The sequence below is a fragment of the Pseudoalteromonas fenneropenaei genome, assembly GCF_042643375.1.
Taxonomy (GTDB): domain Bacteria; phylum Pseudomonadota; class Gammaproteobacteria; order Enterobacterales; family Alteromonadaceae; genus Pseudoalteromonas; species Pseudoalteromonas fenneropenaei.
On record NZ_JBHRSD010000034.1, the window covers coordinates 1 to 15877 of the forward strand.

The window sequence follows — 15877 nt, forward strand, 5'->3', positions numbered from 1 at the left end:
CCCGATTGCACTAGAAAAAACGACCTAACTATCGAAAAAATAAACCCCACTTAAAAAAGCAGGGTTTATCATCAATCTGAAAAGCCCCTAACGGGGCTTTTGAATTTGAGTTAGTAGTTATTTGATCTGTGGATCAAGTTCACCTGACAAATAACGTAAATACATATCATCTAAAGATAACGGCTTGATCTTGCTCGCTTGACCTGCGGTACCAAATGCTTCGTAACGCGCGATACAGATCTCAGTCATCGCCTTAGTCGCCTCAGCTAGGAACTTGCGTGGATCGAAGTTCGAAGGATTAAGCGCTAAATGACGGCGAATCGCACCAGTTGACGCTAAACGTAAGTCAGTGTCGATATTCACTTTACGCACACCGTGTTTGATCCCTTCCACGATTTGCTCCACTGGCACACCGTAAGTTTCTGGGATCTCGCCACCGTATTGGTTAATCACAGCCAACCACTCTTGTGGTACTGATGAAGAACCGTGCATTACTAAGTGCGTGTTTGGAATACGCGCATGAATTTCTTTAATGCGGTTAATCGCTAAGATATCGCCTGTTGGTGGACGTGTAAATTTGTATGCACCGTGTGAAGTACCACACGCAATCGCCAGTGCATCGACACCGGTTTTGCGTACGAAATCAGCCGCTTCTTCTGGGTCAGTTAGCAGTTGATCATGGCTTAGGATACCTTCTGCACCAATTCCGTCTTCTTCACCAGCTTGCCCCGTTTCTAATGAACCTAGTACACCCAGTTCACCTTCTACCGACACACCACAAGCGTGTGCCATTTCAACAGTGCGACGAGTAACATCAACGTTGTATTCATAGCTTGACGGTGTTTTACCATCATCAAGTAAAGAACCGTCCATCATCACTGAAGAGAAACCTAGCTGAATTGAACGCTGACAAACCGCTGGCGACGTACCATGATCCTGATGCATAACCACTGGAATATGCGGCCATTCTTCAACAGCTGCCAAGATCATGTGGCGGATAAACGCCGCCCCAGCATACTTACGAGCGCCAGCTGAACCTTGCACAATCACAGGACTGTTAGTGCGGTCAGCTGCTTCCATAATGGCACGCATTTGCTCTTGGTTGTTTACGTTGAAGGCAGGAACGCCGTAACCATGTTCGGCGGCATGGTCAAGTAACTGACGCATACTGATTAAAGCCATGTGTTTTTCTCCACAGTGCGATAACTTTCGTTATCTTATTTTGAACGGATAAATTTCATTTTGGCGTTTGCGAAACACCAGATCAGGCAAGTGGCTAGGTGAGAGAGCGCCACCTGCTTGATAATACGCTTATTTTGCGCGCGCTTGTAACATTGCTACTGCTGGTAACGTTTTGCCTTCGAGGAATTCCAAGAATGCACCGCCACCAGTAGAGATATAAGAGATCTTATCAGCTACGCCATACTTATCAATAGCCGCTAGCGTGTCGCCACCACCAGCAATAGAGAAAGCTTTAGAGTTGGCAATCGCTTTAGCAATGGCTTCTGTGCCATTACCAAACTGATCAAACTCAAACACCCCAACAGGGCCATTCCATACAATCGTGCCCGCATTAGCGATGATTTTTGCTAACGTATCAGCTGTGTTTGGACCAATGTCAAAAATCATGTCATCGGCTGTGACTTCGCTCACATCTTTAATGGTTGCTACTGCGCTATCTGAAAACTCATTGCCTACCACCACATCGGTCGGCACTGGAATATCACCGCCAGTTGCACGTGCAGCCGCTGTTAACTTATTCGCTTCAGGAATTAAGTCAGCTTCGTATAAAGACTTACCAACTGGGTTGCCTGCGGCTGCGATAAAGGTGTTAGCAATACCACCACCAGTTACTAACTGGTCAACAATCGTTGACAGTGACTCTAATACCGTCAGTTTAGTCGATACTTTAGAGCCACCCACAATCGCAACTAACGGACGCGCTGGGTTTGCCAGTGCTTTGCCTAACGCATCAAGCTCAGCGGCCAAAAGTGGTCCTGCGCACGCGATATCAGCATAAAGACCAACACCATGAGTAGAAGCTTGAGCACGGTGCGCCGTACCAAACGCATCCATGACATAAACATCACACAACGCCGCCATTTGCTTAGCTAGGGCTTCGTTGTCTTTGCCTTCACCAACATTAAAACGTACGTTTTCGAATACCACAACTTCATTGTCAGCAACCTCAACACCGTTTAGGTAATCAGACTCAAGGCGCACAGTTTGTGGTAACACCTCGTTTAAATAATCGACCACAGGCTGCATGGAATACTCAGGGTTAAACTCACCTTCTGTAGGGCGACCTAAGTGTGACATCACCATCACTTTTGCGCCTTTCTCAAGTGCTAACTGAATGGTTGGCAATGAAGCGCGAATACGCGCATCTGATGTGACTTTGCCATCTTTAACTGGAACGTTAAGATCTTGGCGGATCAATACACGTTTTCCTGCCAAATCTAAATCCGTCATCTTAATGACTGACATGGACTTCTCCTTAGTGAACGATACTTTACCCGCAACGGGCAATACTAACTCAATGATATTATTTATAATTTAGGTGCTACGGCCATAGCCGCGGCAGTGTCGAGCATACGATTGGCAAATCCCCACTCGTTATCGCACCACACCAATAATTTTACCAAGCGTTTGTGACTGACCCGTGTCTGCGTGCCGTCGATAATGCACGAATGCGGATCATGGTTAAAATCCACCGACACCAAAGGCTCTTCAGTGTAACTTAAGATCCCCAGCAAACGGCCACCCGCTGCGTTTTGCAAAGTCGCGTTGACCATCGCAATATTGACATCACTATTAAGCGTCACGCTCAAGTCCATCGCCGTCACGTTAATAGTCGGTACGCGCACCGCAATGGCTTCAAAGCGGCTATGGAATTTCGGTAAAATACGCTCAATACCGCGGGCAAGTTTAGTATCAACCGGAATAATCGACTGACTGGCCGCGCGAGTACGTCTTAAATCACTATGGTACGCATCAATAACCTGTTGGTCGTGCATAGAAGCATGAATGGTAGTAATGGCACCAGACTCAATGCCAAAAGCATCGTCCAACACTTTAATCACAGGTACGATACAATTGGTGGTACAAGAACCATTCGATACTAAAGTGTGCGAGGCTTGTAACTCATCATCATTAATACCATAGACGATAGTCGCATCAAGGTCATTGTCGGCTGGCTGAGAAAACAGCACTTTTTTCGCCCCAGCTTGCAAGTGCAAATCGCCATCGGCGCGGGAATGAAATACCCCAGTACACTCCAACACCACATCGACATCCAGCGCAGCCCACGGCAATTTGCTTGGGCAAGCCTCAGCAAACAGCGCAATAATGTCGCCTGCGACATTTAACGCTTTGTTTTCTAGACTAACTGGGAATTGAAAGCGACCGTGAGAAGTGTCGTATTTAAGCAGGTGGGCAATGCCTTCTGGTGCGGCAAGTTCATTAATGGCGACTAACTGGATCTCAGTCTGTCGGCCTGATTCATACAAGGCGCGCAGAATATTGCGACCAATGCGCCCAAATCCGTTAATTGCTACTCGAATTGCCATTAACCCTGTGGTTCCACCTTAAAATGCGGGAAGTTCCCGAAAAGATGGCGCTATTGTAATCGACCACAAGCAATTGTGTAAGAGATCCTAGTAACTTTTTACAACAATTTCGCCAAGCGCAGTGAATCCGCGCTGCCCATTGTTACGGTTTGCGCCAAAAACAACTCTGCTGTGGCAAGTGCATCACTAAGTGCATGATGTTCTTGATAGGGTGGTAATTGATAGCGGGCACGACAAGCTGCTAGAGTCAGATCATCTTGACCAATTTCCTTACCTTGTTGCAGCAATCGCCGGCGCTCCAGCCACATACTATCCAACACTAAACGAGGCTCAGCAATGCATTGCTGGCTACGCAGAAGATTGCGAATAAAACTTAAGTCCAAATGGGCATGATGGCATAACACAATGCGGTTATGCACAGCGCGCCGCAAGGCCTCTACAAACTCTTCCAGCGCGCAGCCCGCTGCTAAATGAGCATGCGACACCCCATGATAAACTGGACTTTGCGCCAACTGTTTCACATCTCGATTAAGCCAATGCTCGGCGCCACCAAGCTGAATGCGCCCTGCTTTAATTGGCACCCAAGCTGCTGACACGATTTCATGCTGGCGCGGATCTAACCCCGTAAGCTCGAGATCTAACACCAAGATCTCTACTTCGCTGAGCGTTTGCTGGGCACTCTGCCAACGCCGCCACTGGCGCTTTAAAAACCGCACACATTGGCTCACAAACTACCCCGCGCAAATTTAAACGCACAGGCTTGTTGGGCTTGTTTGATCAAGTAAAACGCTTCTTTAAGTTGATGTTTTTCAAGCGAACTCAGCTGTTCTGGATTGATACAGTTGCCAGGTAAACCTTCTTGATTGATCTGCGGACGTAAACGCAACTGAGTCAAAAAGCGCCAGCAATCTTTGAGATCAAACAAATCTTTCTTACTGATCAAATTAAATTTCGCCAAGGCCTCCAAACGTTCCATGGTATTAGCACGGCGGATCCCCGCCTTCAAAGCATAAAGACGTGCGATGTCGTTAATGATCACCACCCCACGTTTTTTCAGATCTAAATATTTGTGCTGAGCTTTATCTTTTTCTAATTTAAATTGATTAAATAAGCCAATCGGCACTGAGTTGTTACTGATATCCGTTGCCATCGCCGCATAAAAGAGATCATTACGGGAAATTTGCGTTAAGCCTTGTACTAAACGAGTATACAAGTGGCTAGATCCTTCAATAAAACGCAGATCAAAATAAATTTTGCAGTTCAGCATCGCCTCAGGTGTCGGCGCAGTGATCCAACGATTAAACCTCGCCACCCAATCGCCTAAGGTTGCGCGACAATCCGCATTGCTGGCCATGATATTCCCGGGGCACAGCGCAATGCCGCATTCATCAAGATGACGACACACGTACTCACCAAGCCCAGCAAAATACGCACGCGCAGACTCGTCAATGTTGTCGGGTAACACTAAGCCATTGTCTTGATCTGAATGTAAGGTTTGTTCTTCGCGCGCTTGCGAACCAAAACAGATCCACGCAAAAGCACTTGGCGCATCACCGTATTCTCTTTGATAGAGCTGGATCAAACGGCTAGTCAGCGCATCACTTAAGCCGCTAAGTAACTTTCCTATCAAGGAAATATCATCCATATTGTTGGCAAAACGTCGCAGTAGATCTGGGATCTCCGCTGCCAACAGCTTTAAACTCGAGACATTTTCAGCTTTATAAATTCGCCCGATCAATTGCACCGGATCGCTTTTTTGCTGGCGAAGTAAGTCTGTACTGGTGATCATACCAAGTGGCCGACGTTCTTCATCTAACACCGGTAAATGGTGAATATTGTGCTTTAACATCAAATGCAGTGCTGAAAACACCCGATTGTTTTCAAAGATAAACTTAGGTTGCGCTGACATGATCTCCGCTATCGGCTGTAACGGCGATATATCCGCAGCCAATACTCGGTTACGTAAGTCACGGTCGGTCACAACGCCCAGCAGCTGCTCATTGGCCGTCACCATCAGCGATGACACACCCGCTTCTGACATTTTCTTTGCCGCTTCGCGAATGCTCGCATCAGGAGGTAAAGTGACCGCACTACGGGTCATCAGCTCGGTAATTTTGCGTTCCGACCAACTGTCGTTGTTCTGCCGATAATGAGAAGACAGCAGACGATTGGCATGGGCACGGACAAAATACTGCTCAAACGCCTTGTACTCACGACGTAAAAAGTCAAAGTCGGCTTGGCTCAACACATAAACTAAACCTGGGGTTTGTACTTCAAGACGGTTTTGGATCTGATCGCCAGTTAGTAAAGAGGGATAACCAAAATAATCACCGGGCGCGAGCCGAGTGATAAGTTCACCTTTGGCCGAGATCAGATCAAAATGACCTGAGCGCACTAAATACAACTGCGGTGCTTGCGCTTGTAACCAACTTTGTTGGTTTTCTTGAGCAAGATAGATCACTTCTAAATGGCGGGCAAAATAGTGCGTGGCACTTTCTTGTAATTCATTAAAAGGCGGCAGTCCAGCCACAAACTGTACTACATCTTGAACCTCAGCTTGCATCACACTCTCCTTTACTCATCCATTGAGGTTTTGCAAAGACAAACAGCCCGGCGAAGCCGAGCTGTTTTATTTCACCTCACGCTTAGTGCGCGTGGGCAGTACCTGAACCTTTCGGGTTACGGATACTTTCAACCATAGCTTGTACATCAGCTGGGGTTTCTTTGGTTAGTTTCAACACAACCGCAGCGACCACAAAGTTCACTATCATACCAACAGTACCGATACCTTCAGGAGAGATCCCGAACAACCAGTTTGCCGGCGTATTAAGCTCTGGGCTAACAAACTTGAAGTAGATGATATAAGCCGCAGTGAACACAATACCTGCCACCATACCTGAAATCGCCCCTTCTTTGTTCATCCGCTTAGAGAAGATCCCCATGATGATCGCCGGGAAGAAGCTTGATGCCGCCAAACCGAAGGCAAAAGCCACCACCGACGCCACAAAACCGGGCGGGTTAATACCAAAGTAGGCCGAGATTGCGATTGCCACCATCGCGGCCAATCGGGCTGCGAACAGTTCTTGCTTATCACTAATATCAGGGTTAATGGTACGTTTTAACAAGTCATGGGATACCGAGGTTGAAATAACCAAGAGCAAGCCCGCTGTGGTTGATAACGCCGCGGCGATACCACCAGCTGCAACTAACGCCACCACCCAAGCTGGCAAATTAGCAATCTCAGGGTTTGCCAATACCATGATATCACGGTCAATATTCACTTCGTTTGCGCTTTTCGGGTCATTAATGTTACCCGCCGAGTAGAACATTTTGCCGTCGCCGTTTTTATCTTTGAACGTGATTAGGCCGGTTCTTTCCCAGTTTTTCACCCAAGCCGGCGCTTCTTCGTAAAGTGTGCCGTTGCCGTCTTTACCGTTGATAGTATCTATCATGTTTACTCGCGCAAAAGCAGCAACTGCTGGTGCGGTGGTGTATACGATAGCGATAAATACCAGCGTCCAAGCCGCTGAAATACGGGTATCTTTAACGCGTGGCACAGTGAAAAAACGCACGATTACGTGGGGTAAACCAGCAGTACCAACCATAAGTGCAGCAGTGATGGCGAACACGTCAATCATACTCTTGGAGCCTTCGGTATACTGCGCAAAACCAAGCTCAGTACTGAGTCCATCGAGTTTATCCATCAAATACATGCCTGAGCCGTCAGCTAAAGTGCCACCGAAACCAGTTTGAGGAAGAAGGTGACCTGTCATCATCAGGGAGATAAAGATAGCAGGCACCAAGTAAGCGAATACCAATACGCAATATTGTGCTACTTGCGTGTAAGTGATGCCTTTCATGCCGCCGAGTACAGCATAGAAGAATACAATCACCATGCCGATGTAAACACCGGTTTCAATATCTACTTCTAAGAAGCGCGAAAACACCACACCTACACCACGCATTTGGCCTGCAATGTATGTAAAGCAGATAAAGATTGCACACAGGATAGCCACTATCCGTGCTAATTGAGAATAATAACGGTCACCGATAAAATCAGGCACAGTAAACTTACCAAACTTACGTAAGTATGGCGCCAAACAGAGCGCTAACAATACGTAGCCACCTGTCCAACCCATTAAGTACACGCCACCATCGTAACCCGCAAACGAGATGATCCCTGCCATCGAAATAAACGAGGCCGCACTCATCCAGTCAGCCGCTGTTGCCATACCATTGGCCACTGGCGGTACGCCACCACCGGCAACATAGAACTCTTTAGTTGAGCCAGCTCTGGCCCAAATCGCAATGCCGATATAGAGCGCAAAGCTCAAACCGACTAATAAAAAGGTATAACCTTGAACATCCATTGCTGTGCTCCTTATTCGTCTACGCCGTATTTTTTATCAAGCGCATTCATTTTGTATGCGTAGACAAAAATCAAAGCCACAAAGGTGTAAATCGAACCTTGCTGGGAGAACCAGAAGCCCAATTTAAACCCAAAGAAACGGATCTCGTTGAGTACATCAACGAGCATTATTCCAAAGCCAAATGAAACCAAGAACCAGATTGCGAGTAGTTTAAATACTAGACTCAAGTTCTCGGACCAATATGCTTTTGCATCTTCTTCATTTTTAAAAGCCATTTATTGTCCCCTATCACGTTACCTAAAAAGGCTGTGTTGGTATGAGTTGTCATCATTGACTCTAGCAATCGAATAACAAGATGAAATTGAGACCTTAGTCGTAACGGAAAGTTAACGTTTACGTTAACTGCTTACCAAAACGCCAACAAAATATATTAAATTATTATTTTTCAAATAGTTAAATAAATAGCCAATTTACTTTGTGATGAGGTATGACCTCTTGAGGTAATATCAGACATTAGTCGCATAAGTGTTTGCCATTATGCGTAAGGCATTAATAATATTTGAATTATTTAAAAATCTTAGCCCCCTTTAGAAAATCCTCAGCTACAACTTGGACAATTTTTGATAAGGTATAGCTAGAGATAAAAAGAAGAATCGACCATGACCGCTGCCCTACTGTTTGTTGCGCTTAGTTACATTGGCTTATTGTTCTGGTTAGCTAACTGGGGCGATAAAACCACACCGCTTGCCAAAGCCATTAGCCACCATCCATTTGTTTATGCCTTTTCATTAGGTATTTATTGTACTTCATGGACTTATTACGGTTCAGTTGGTACCGCCGCAAGCAGCAGCTGGCATTACTTACCTATCCTCCTAGGACCGGCATTATTATTTGTATTTGGCCAAGGTTTTTTACGTAAATTGGTGTTGGTGAGTAAAAAGCAAAACATCACTACCATTGCCGACTTTATTTCCGCCCGCTATGGCAAACGGCAAACCACTGCGATTATGGTGACGCTCATCGCTCTACTTGCCACTATCCCTTATATCGCTTTACAACTGAAGGCTCTCAGCACCAGCTTTTTACTGCTACAAAAAAGCGACAGCGAGATCTCCGGTACTATGCTCGCGTTTTCTGGCACTGTGCTGATGGCATTATTTGCGATTTTTTTCGGCACCCGCAAAGTGGATGTCACCGAGTACCGTTCAGGCTTGATGTTAGCAGTCGCGTTTGAATCTATCGTCAAGCTAATTGCACTTAGTGCCGTAGCCATTGTCGCGGTTATTGCGCTTGCCAGAGTGGAATATCAAGACGTTTTTTTGCATTGGCAGGCGTTTGATTTCACCAACTTTAACTTTGTCGGCCAAACCTTGATGGCCGCAGCTGCAATTATCTGTTTACCACGGCAATTCCACGTGACAGTGGTCGATAATCAGGATATTCGCCATTTACGCACCGCTCGCTGGGCTTTTCCACTGTATTTGATGTTAATCGCCGCCATGATAGTACCGATTGCCTCGGCTGCTATTCACCCAGGGATTGGCCTTGGCATCACCGCCGACAGTTTTGTGCTAGCGCTTCCGCTAATGGAAGGGCACCCAATTCTCACCACTTTTGTATTTATTGGCGGGCTTTCTGCCGCCACAGCCATGATAGTCGTTGCGACTTTAACGCTCAGCACCATGATCTCCAACGACGTAGTATTGCCACTGTTGTTAAAACGCAAATTTCGCCGCAACCTCATCAATCGTGACTATAAAAGCCAAATTTTATTGGTAAGACGTTTTACTATCGCAGCGATTTTAGTTTTATCTTACTTCTATCAGCAGTGGTTTGGTCATGGCGAAGCCCTCGCTAGCATGGGGTTAGTGGCGTTTTCCTTGGTAACCCAATTACTACCTGCCATAGTAGGTGGACTGTATTGGCGTAAAGGTCATGCTTATGGTGTGTATGCCGGTCTCTTGGCTGGGTTTATTTGCTGGTTATTGTTTTTGCTCTTGCCTGTGGTTGAATCAAGCTACAGCCTTGATCCTGAAACTCGCCAAACCCTGATCACTCGCGGCACTTTAATTGCGCTCTTTGCCAACGCCGCCTGCTATATTAGTTTTTCACTCGGTGCCAGTGAGCGTTTGATTGACCGTATTCAAGCCGCAGCTTTTGTTAATCCTAAGGACCAAGGTGGGGTCAACAAACGTCTGACCAAACAAGTCAAAGCCACAGTGAATGATTTTGTGGTGCTCCTCCAAACTTTCCTTGGTGCCCAACGTAGTCAACAAGTGCTCGCGATGTACAGTAGCAATCACGAGCTTGCAAACAGTAACGCGCACCCTAACGCTGACTTTATCGCCTACTGTGAGCGGGCACTGGCTGGGGTGCTGGGTGCCTCTTCCGCACAAGCGCTAGTGCATACCGTATCATCGGGCAAACATATGGCGTTTGAAGAGGTTGTAAACTTCTTTGACGAAACCACTCAAGCACTACAGTTTAATCAAAACCTGTTGTTCACTTCTTTGGAAAATTTAAGCCATGGTATTTCGGTGGTTGATAAAGAGCTGCATTTGGTGGCATGGAATAAACGCTATAGCGAAATGTTCCATTATCCAGCCGGATTTTTACAAGTTGGTATGCCCATTGAGAGCGTGATCCGTTTTAATGCAGAGCGCGGTGAATGTGGTCCCGGCGAGCTCGAAAAACACGTCGACAAGCGTGTCCAACATTTAAAAAATGGTACACCTCATCACTTTATTCGCCACCGCCGTAATGGTCAGGTATTTGAAATGATTGGTAATCCTTTACCTGATGGCGGCTTTGTTACGAGCTTTTCTGATATTACAACTCATATCGCCACACAAAATGCGCTAGAAGAGATCAATATGGATCTTGAAAATCGCATTGAAGCGCGCACACAAGAGATCCGCAACATCAACCTAGATTTACAAGCCCAGATCTTAGGGCGGATCGAAACGGAAAAAGCCCTTACCGAAGCGAAGAAAGAAGCAGAGCGCGCCAACGCCAGTAAAACTCGCTTTTTGGCGCTCGCCAGTCATGATATTTTGCAACCACTCAATGCCGCCCGTCTCTATTTGGCTGCCATTGACGGCCGTAGGCTGGATGAGCAAAATCAGGATTCATTGCAAAAATTAGGTGATAGCCTAGATTCAACCGTACATTTGATGTCAGCCTTGTTGGATATTGCCAAGTTAGAACAAGGTGCAATGTCGCCTTCGCCACGGCATTTTTTAATCGCTGATATTTTGCAACCACTGGCCAATGAGTATGCCATCCTCTCTGAAGAAAAAGGCCTACAACTCAAAATTCGCTGCCAACCCGCTGTGGTGCATAGCGACAAAACCTATTTGCGGCGTATTATTCAAAACTTAGTTTCCAATGCCGTTAAATACACTGAACATGGTCAAGTGCTGGTTGCTTGTCGCAAGCGTCGTCATAGCCTACGCATTGAAGTGTGGGATACTGGCCCTGGGATCAGTGAATTTGAACAGCAAAAAATATTTCATGACTTTTATCGCATCCAAACGGGTGATAATAAAGGCGTGGGACTTGGCCTTGGGGTCGTAAAGCGATTGTGTGAACTGCTCAGCATTCCTCTTGAAGTCCACTCAGTACTTGGCAAAGGTAGCCGTTTTGCTATCGAAGTGCCTTTTGGTGATGCCGCACTAGTTCAGCAAAAAAATCAGTTGGCCAGCGTAGTTGACGCACATAAACAGCTGAATGTGATTGCTATTGATGACGACCCGAAAAACTTAGAAGCCATGGCAACCTTACTGCAAAAATGGCATAGCCAGTATCAGCTTTTTGCCAGCGCTGAAGACACCATAGCCCATGCCAAGAGCAATAAAGCCCCTGATGTATTGCTGGTTGACTATCAATTAGGTGGCCAGTGCGATGGCGTCACTTTGATCAAAACCTTGCGGGAGATTTGGCAAAGCAAAGTACCTGCGGTTTTAATCACCGCTGTGCGCGATGATGGACTGAAAATGCAACTCAAAACGCTGGATATTCACTATCTATCCAAACCCGTTAAGCCTGCAAAATTAAAAGCATTACTGAATTATAATGGCTAAATGGCTACCGTTTCGGTTAACTACTGACAAATGACCTCGTCTGTTGCTGTTCAGTCGTATTATAACTCAGTATATTATTTGACGACCCACTTGGGGTAACGACAATAGGAATGAGGAAATGTCGATAGTATTAACCGCAGAGTGCCCAGATGATGTTGGCTTAATTGCCAAAATCACCGGCTTATGTTTTGAACACCAGCTCAATATCACCCGCAATCAAGAATTTGTCGATAAAGAAGGGCAACGCTTTTTTATGCGTACTGAATTATCTTCAGAGCCAGCCCCACATTTTTTACATGAATTAGAGCGCCGCTTACCTGCAGGCAGTAAATTGACCTTACACCGCGGCGAAAAAACCAAAGCGGTACTGCTCGCCACTAAAGAAGCACATTGCTTAGGTGGGGTGCTACTTAAACAGTTCGAACAAGCAATGAACATTGAGATTTTGGCGGTTATCGCCAATTATCCCGATTTAGAGCCGCTGGTTTCAGGGTTTGGCGTACCTTTTCATGTGGTCTCCCATGAAGGCTTATCCCGTGCGGCGCATGACCAACTTGTGGGTGATTTAATCACTCAATATAATCCAGATATTATTGGCCTTGCCAAGTATATGCGGATCTTAAGCCCTGAGTTTGTCGCCAGATTCAGCAACCGTATTATCAATATTCACCATTCATTCTTACCCGCGTTTATTGGTGCTAGACCTTATCATCAAGCGTTTACTCGTGGCGTTAAAATCATTGGTGCAACGGCGCATTTCGTCAACGATGAGCTAGATGAAGGGCCAATCATTTTGCAAGATGTGACCCAAGTCACTCACGCCGACAGCGCGGAAGAAATGGCCAAAATTGGCCGAGATATTGAAAAAACCGTATTTTGCAAAGCACTGCATTTAGCTTGCGAGCAAAAGCTGTTTATTAATGGCAATAAGACCGTAGTGTTCGCTTAATCACGTAATTGCGAAGAGTACGCTTAGGTACTCTTTGTTACTTTGCAGGTTCGATAGGTTCAAGTTGCAGTTTCGACGCAATCAACACCGCTTGGGTGCGGTTATAGACCCCAAGTTTGCGAAATATCGCCGTAATGTGCGCTTTTACTGTCGCTTCGGAAATATTGAGCTCATAGGCGATTTGCTTATTGAGCAAACCTTCGTGCAAATATTGCAGTACTTTGTACTGTTGCGGTGTGAGTGACGCTACTTGCTGCGCCAATTCTTTATCTTCTCCGGTAATCGTAGCTACTTTGTCTTTTAAATTTTCTGGTAACCAGTTTTCACCGTCTAAGATAAGGCCAATGGCACTGGCAATCGCATCCGACGAGGAGGCTTTAGGGATAAATCCCATTGCCCCATAACCCATTACTTTAGAAACCACACTGAGGTCTTCACTGCCTGACACAACAGCGATAGGTAAGCTTGGATAATCTTCGCGAATACGAATAAGGCCGTATAAATCGCCATTACCAGGCATATGCAAATCGAGTAACAACAAATCTAATTCTTCTTGTTGCGCGAGCACCGTCAAGGTACTGTCAAAGTCACTCGCTTCAAATACCTTTAAATCGGGGATCCGCGCTAGCAACGCTCCCTTTAAAGCTTCGCGAAATAGAGGATGGTCGTCCGCAATTAAAAACTGACTCATGGTTTACTCCTAAAAAATCGGCTGCCCTTGGGAGCAAGGACAGCCGCTACATACCCGCTCCACTTGAAGTTACTGAGTGATGGTCTGATATATGCCGCGTGCCCTAATTAGCTAAGCTTGGCATAAATATCACGACCAGCCACCACTTCGTTCCTTCAAGTGATAAGCTATAGTACGTTTATAACTCAATGAGAATCAAGTTTTTAACGCTAAATTAACGGTTAAGGCGATGCTCAATAAGCTCCTCAACCACACTTGGATCGGCAAGTGTTGAAGTATCACCTAACTGTTGATGCTCGTTAGCCGCAATCTTACGTAAGATCCGACGCATGATTTTGCCTGAACGCGTTTTCGGTAAACCCGGTGTCCACTGAATAAGATCCGGTGAAGCAATTGGGCTCAGTTCTTTACGCACCCAGTTACGTACCGCTTTGGTCAATTCCTCAGTTACTACCACACCTTCATTTGGGGTGATGTAAACATAAATACCTTGGCCTTTAATATCGTGCGGATAACCCACCACAGCCGCTTCTGCTACTGCTTCGTGCGCCACCAAGGCACTTTCAATTTCTGCAGTACCAAGGCGATGACCAGATACGTTTAATACGTCATCGACGCGACCTGTGATCCAGTAGTAGTCGTCTTCATCACGGCGACAACCATCTCCAGTAAAATATACGCCTGGGTAGGCTGAGAAGTAAGTTTGCTCAAAGCGGTCATGGTCGCCGTACACCGTACGCGCTTGTGATGGCCAACTGTCTAAAATCACTAAGTTGCCTTCTACTGCGCCTGCTAAAGTATTCCCTTCTGCATCAAACAAGGCTGGCACTATGCCAAAGAAAGGACGTGTTGCTGAGCCTGGCTTCATATCAATGGCGCCCGGCAGTGGCGTGATCATAATGCCGCCAGTTTCGGTTTGCCACCAAGTATCCACAATTGGGCAATTGCCGTTACCCACGCGCTCGTGATACCAAGTCCACGCTTCTGGGTTAATTGGTTCGCCTACTGAGCCGAGTAAGCGCAGTGATTTACGATGCGAAGAGGCCGTTGGCTCATCACCTTTGGCCATTAAAGCACGGATTGCGGTTGGTGCGGTGTAAAGGATGGTTACTTGGTGTTTATCCACCACATCACCAATACGACCTGAATTTGGATAAGTCGGTACACCTTCAAAAATCACTTGTGTACAACCATTGGCAAGTGGGCCATAGGTCATGTAACTGTGGCCTGTGATCCAACCCACATCCGCAGTACACCAATAAACATCGTTTTCTTTTAAATCAAACACATATTCATGTGTCATCGAGGCATAAACTAAGTAACCACCCGTAGTATGTACCACGCCTTTTGGTTTACCGGTTGAACCTGAGGTGTAAAGAATAAATAGTGGATCTTCAGCGTTCATCGACTCTGGTTCGCACTTAGCAGGTAAATCTGCCACTAGTTCATGCCACCAAACATCGCAGCTGTTCCACTCAACTTCACCACCTGTGAGTTGATGCACAATCACATGTTCAATTGTGGTTACCGCAGGATTAGCCAACGCTTCATCGACATTGGCTTTTAAAGGTACTGTATTACCACCACGACGACCTTCATCAGAGGTGATCACCACTTTGGCACCTGAATCAACGATACGATCAGCAATTGCAGTTGGCGAAAAGCCACCAAATACCACAGAGTGAATCGCACCAATACGCGCACACGCTTGCATGGCGTAAATGGCTTGTGGTGTCATCGGCATATAAATCGCAACGCGGTCGCCTTTCCTCACACCCAATTTCTTCAAACCGTTAGCCAGTTTTGCCACTTCGTCGTGCAGAGTTTGGTAGGAAATATGTTCGCAGCTGTTCGGATTATCGCCTTCCCAGATCAGTGCTGTTTTGCTGGCTTTGGTCGCAAGGTGACGGTCAATACAATTATAAGAAACGTTTAATTCACCATCTTCGTACCATTTGATGCTGATATGACCTTTATCAAATGAGGTGTTTTTAACTTTGCTGTAAGGCTTAAACCAGTCAAGGCGCTTACCTTGTTCTGCCCAAAAACCTTCCGGATCGTCTATTGATTGTTGATATAGTTGAGAATAGCGATCGTTATCGACTAGCGCGGTGCGTTTAAACGCTTCAGGTACGGGATAAATACTCTGTGACATAGTCATCTCCATATTAAATAGTTGCCAATCGGCTTTATGCAAGGATCACCCACCCACAGCC

General features: G+C 46.1%; 11 protein-coding genes. 2 read left to right on the forward strand and 9 right to left on the reverse strand.

The window, feature by feature from the left end; translation table 11 throughout:
- Positions 1 to 117: 117 nt before the first annotated feature.
- The 7 genes from fba to ACFOEE_RS16925 form a co-directional block, all read right to left on the reverse strand.
- Positions 118 to 1182 (reverse strand): class II fructose-bisphosphate aldolase, encoded by a 1065-nt coding sequence (gene fba / locus ACFOEE_RS16895; RefSeq protein WP_377127003.1) that lies wholly within the window; start codon positions 1180 to 1182, stop codon positions 118 to 120.
- 129 nt (positions 1183 to 1311) lie between these two features.
- Positions 1312 to 2487, reverse strand: coding sequence for a phosphoglycerate kinase (locus tag ACFOEE_RS16900; RefSeq protein WP_377127005.1), 1176 nt, complete (start codon positions 2485 to 2487; stop codon positions 1312 to 1314).
- Positions 2488 to 2549: 62 nt separating this feature from the next.
- Positions 2550 to 3569 (reverse strand): erythrose-4-phosphate dehydrogenase, encoded by a 1020-nt coding sequence (epd, locus tag ACFOEE_RS16905; protein ID WP_377127008.1) that lies wholly within the window; start codon positions 3567 to 3569, stop codon positions 2550 to 2552.
- Positions 3570 to 3667: 98 nt separating this feature from the next.
- On the reverse strand, positions 3668 to 4285 hold the full coding sequence (locus ACFOEE_RS16910) for an exonuclease domain-containing protein (protein ID WP_377127011.1): 618 nt from the start codon (positions 4283 to 4285) through the stop codon (positions 3668 to 3670).
- Positions 4286 to 4293: 8 nt separating this feature from the next.
- The gene (locus ACFOEE_RS16915; protein ID WP_377127013.1) at positions 4294 to 6132 is read right to left on the reverse strand and encodes a DUF294 nucleotidyltransferase-like domain-containing protein; all 1839 of its coding nucleotides are present in this window, start codon (positions 6130 to 6132) and stop codon (positions 4294 to 4296) included.
- Positions 6133 to 6214: 82 nt separating this feature from the next.
- Positions 6215 to 7939 (reverse strand): sodium:solute symporter family protein, encoded by a 1725-nt coding sequence (locus tag ACFOEE_RS16920; RefSeq protein ID WP_377127016.1) that lies wholly within the window; start codon positions 7937 to 7939, stop codon positions 6215 to 6217.
- An 11-nt stretch (positions 7940 to 7950) separates the two neighbouring features.
- On the reverse strand, positions 7951 to 8214 hold the full coding sequence (locus tag ACFOEE_RS16925; protein ID WP_377127019.1) for a DUF4212 domain-containing protein: 264 nt from the start codon (positions 8212 to 8214) through the stop codon (positions 7951 to 7953).
- Between the two features lie 384 nt (positions 8215 to 8598).
- Here ACFOEE_RS16925 and ACFOEE_RS16930 point away from each other — a divergent pair, with 384 nt between their 5' ends.
- Both ACFOEE_RS16930 and purU read left to right on the forward strand, forming a co-directional pair.
- The gene (locus ACFOEE_RS16930; RefSeq protein WP_377127022.1) at positions 8599 to 12021 is read left to right on the forward strand and encodes a PAS domain-containing hybrid sensor histidine kinase/response regulator; all 3423 of its coding nucleotides are present in this window, start codon (positions 8599 to 8601) and stop codon (positions 12019 to 12021) included.
- 118 nt (positions 12022 to 12139) lie between these two features.
- The gene (purU, locus tag ACFOEE_RS16935; protein ID WP_377127025.1) at positions 12140 to 12970 is read left to right on the forward strand and encodes a formyltetrahydrofolate deformylase; all 831 of its coding nucleotides are present in this window, start codon (positions 12140 to 12142) and stop codon (positions 12968 to 12970) included.
- A gap of 37 nt (positions 12971 to 13007) precedes the next feature.
- Here the strand turns inward: purU and ACFOEE_RS16940 are convergent, their stop codons facing one another.
- Both ACFOEE_RS16940 and acs read right to left on the reverse strand, forming a co-directional pair.
- The gene (locus ACFOEE_RS16940) at positions 13008 to 13661 is read right to left on the reverse strand and encodes a response regulator transcription factor (protein WP_377127028.1); all 654 of its coding nucleotides are present in this window, start codon (positions 13659 to 13661) and stop codon (positions 13008 to 13010) included.
- Between the two features lie 214 nt (positions 13662 to 13875).
- Positions 13876 to 15816, reverse strand: coding sequence for an acetate--CoA ligase (gene acs / locus ACFOEE_RS16945; protein ID WP_377127031.1), 1941 nt, complete (start codon positions 15814 to 15816; stop codon positions 13876 to 13878).
- Between the last annotated feature and the right edge of the window lie 61 nt (positions 15817 to 15877).

What these genes read in the sequence shown, in the direction of transcription:
- ACFOEE_RS16930 (WP_377127022.1), top strand. Translation starts at nt 8,599, where the DNA reads ATGACCGCTGCCCTACTGTTTGTTGCGCTTAGTTACATTGGCTTATTG.
- fba (WP_377127003.1), bottom strand. Translation starts at nt 1,182, where the DNA reads ATGGCTTTAATCAGTATGCGTCAGTTACTTGACCATGCCGCCGAACAT.
- ACFOEE_RS16900 (WP_377127005.1), bottom strand. Translation starts at nt 2,487, where the DNA reads ATGTCAGTCATTAAGATGACGGATTTAGATTTGGCAGGAAAACGTGTA.
- ACFOEE_RS16925 (WP_377127019.1), bottom strand. Translation starts at nt 8,214, where the DNA reads ATGGCTTTTAAAAATGAAGAAGATGCAAAAGCATATTGGTCCGAGAAC.
- purU (WP_377127025.1), top strand. Translation starts at nt 12,140, where the DNA reads ATGTCGATAGTATTAACCGCAGAGTGCCCAGATGATGTTGGCTTAATT.
- acs (WP_377127031.1), bottom strand. Translation starts at nt 15,816, where the DNA reads ATGTCACAGAGTATTTATCCCGTACCTGAAGCGTTTAAACGCACCGCG.
- epd (WP_377127008.1), bottom strand. Translation starts at nt 3,569, where the DNA reads ATGGCAATTCGAGTAGCAATTAACGGATTTGGGCGCATTGGTCGCAAT.
- ACFOEE_RS16940 (WP_377127028.1), bottom strand. Translation starts at nt 13,661, where the DNA reads ATGAGTCAGTTTTTAATTGCGGACGACCATCCTCTATTTCGCGAAGCT.
- ACFOEE_RS16920 (WP_377127016.1), bottom strand. Translation starts at nt 7,939, where the DNA reads ATGGATGTTCAAGGTTATACCTTTTTATTAGTCGGTTTGAGCTTTGCG.
- ACFOEE_RS16915 (WP_377127013.1), bottom strand. Translation starts at nt 6,132, where the DNA reads ATGCAAGCTGAGGTTCAAGATGTAGTACAGTTTGTGGCTGGACTGCCG.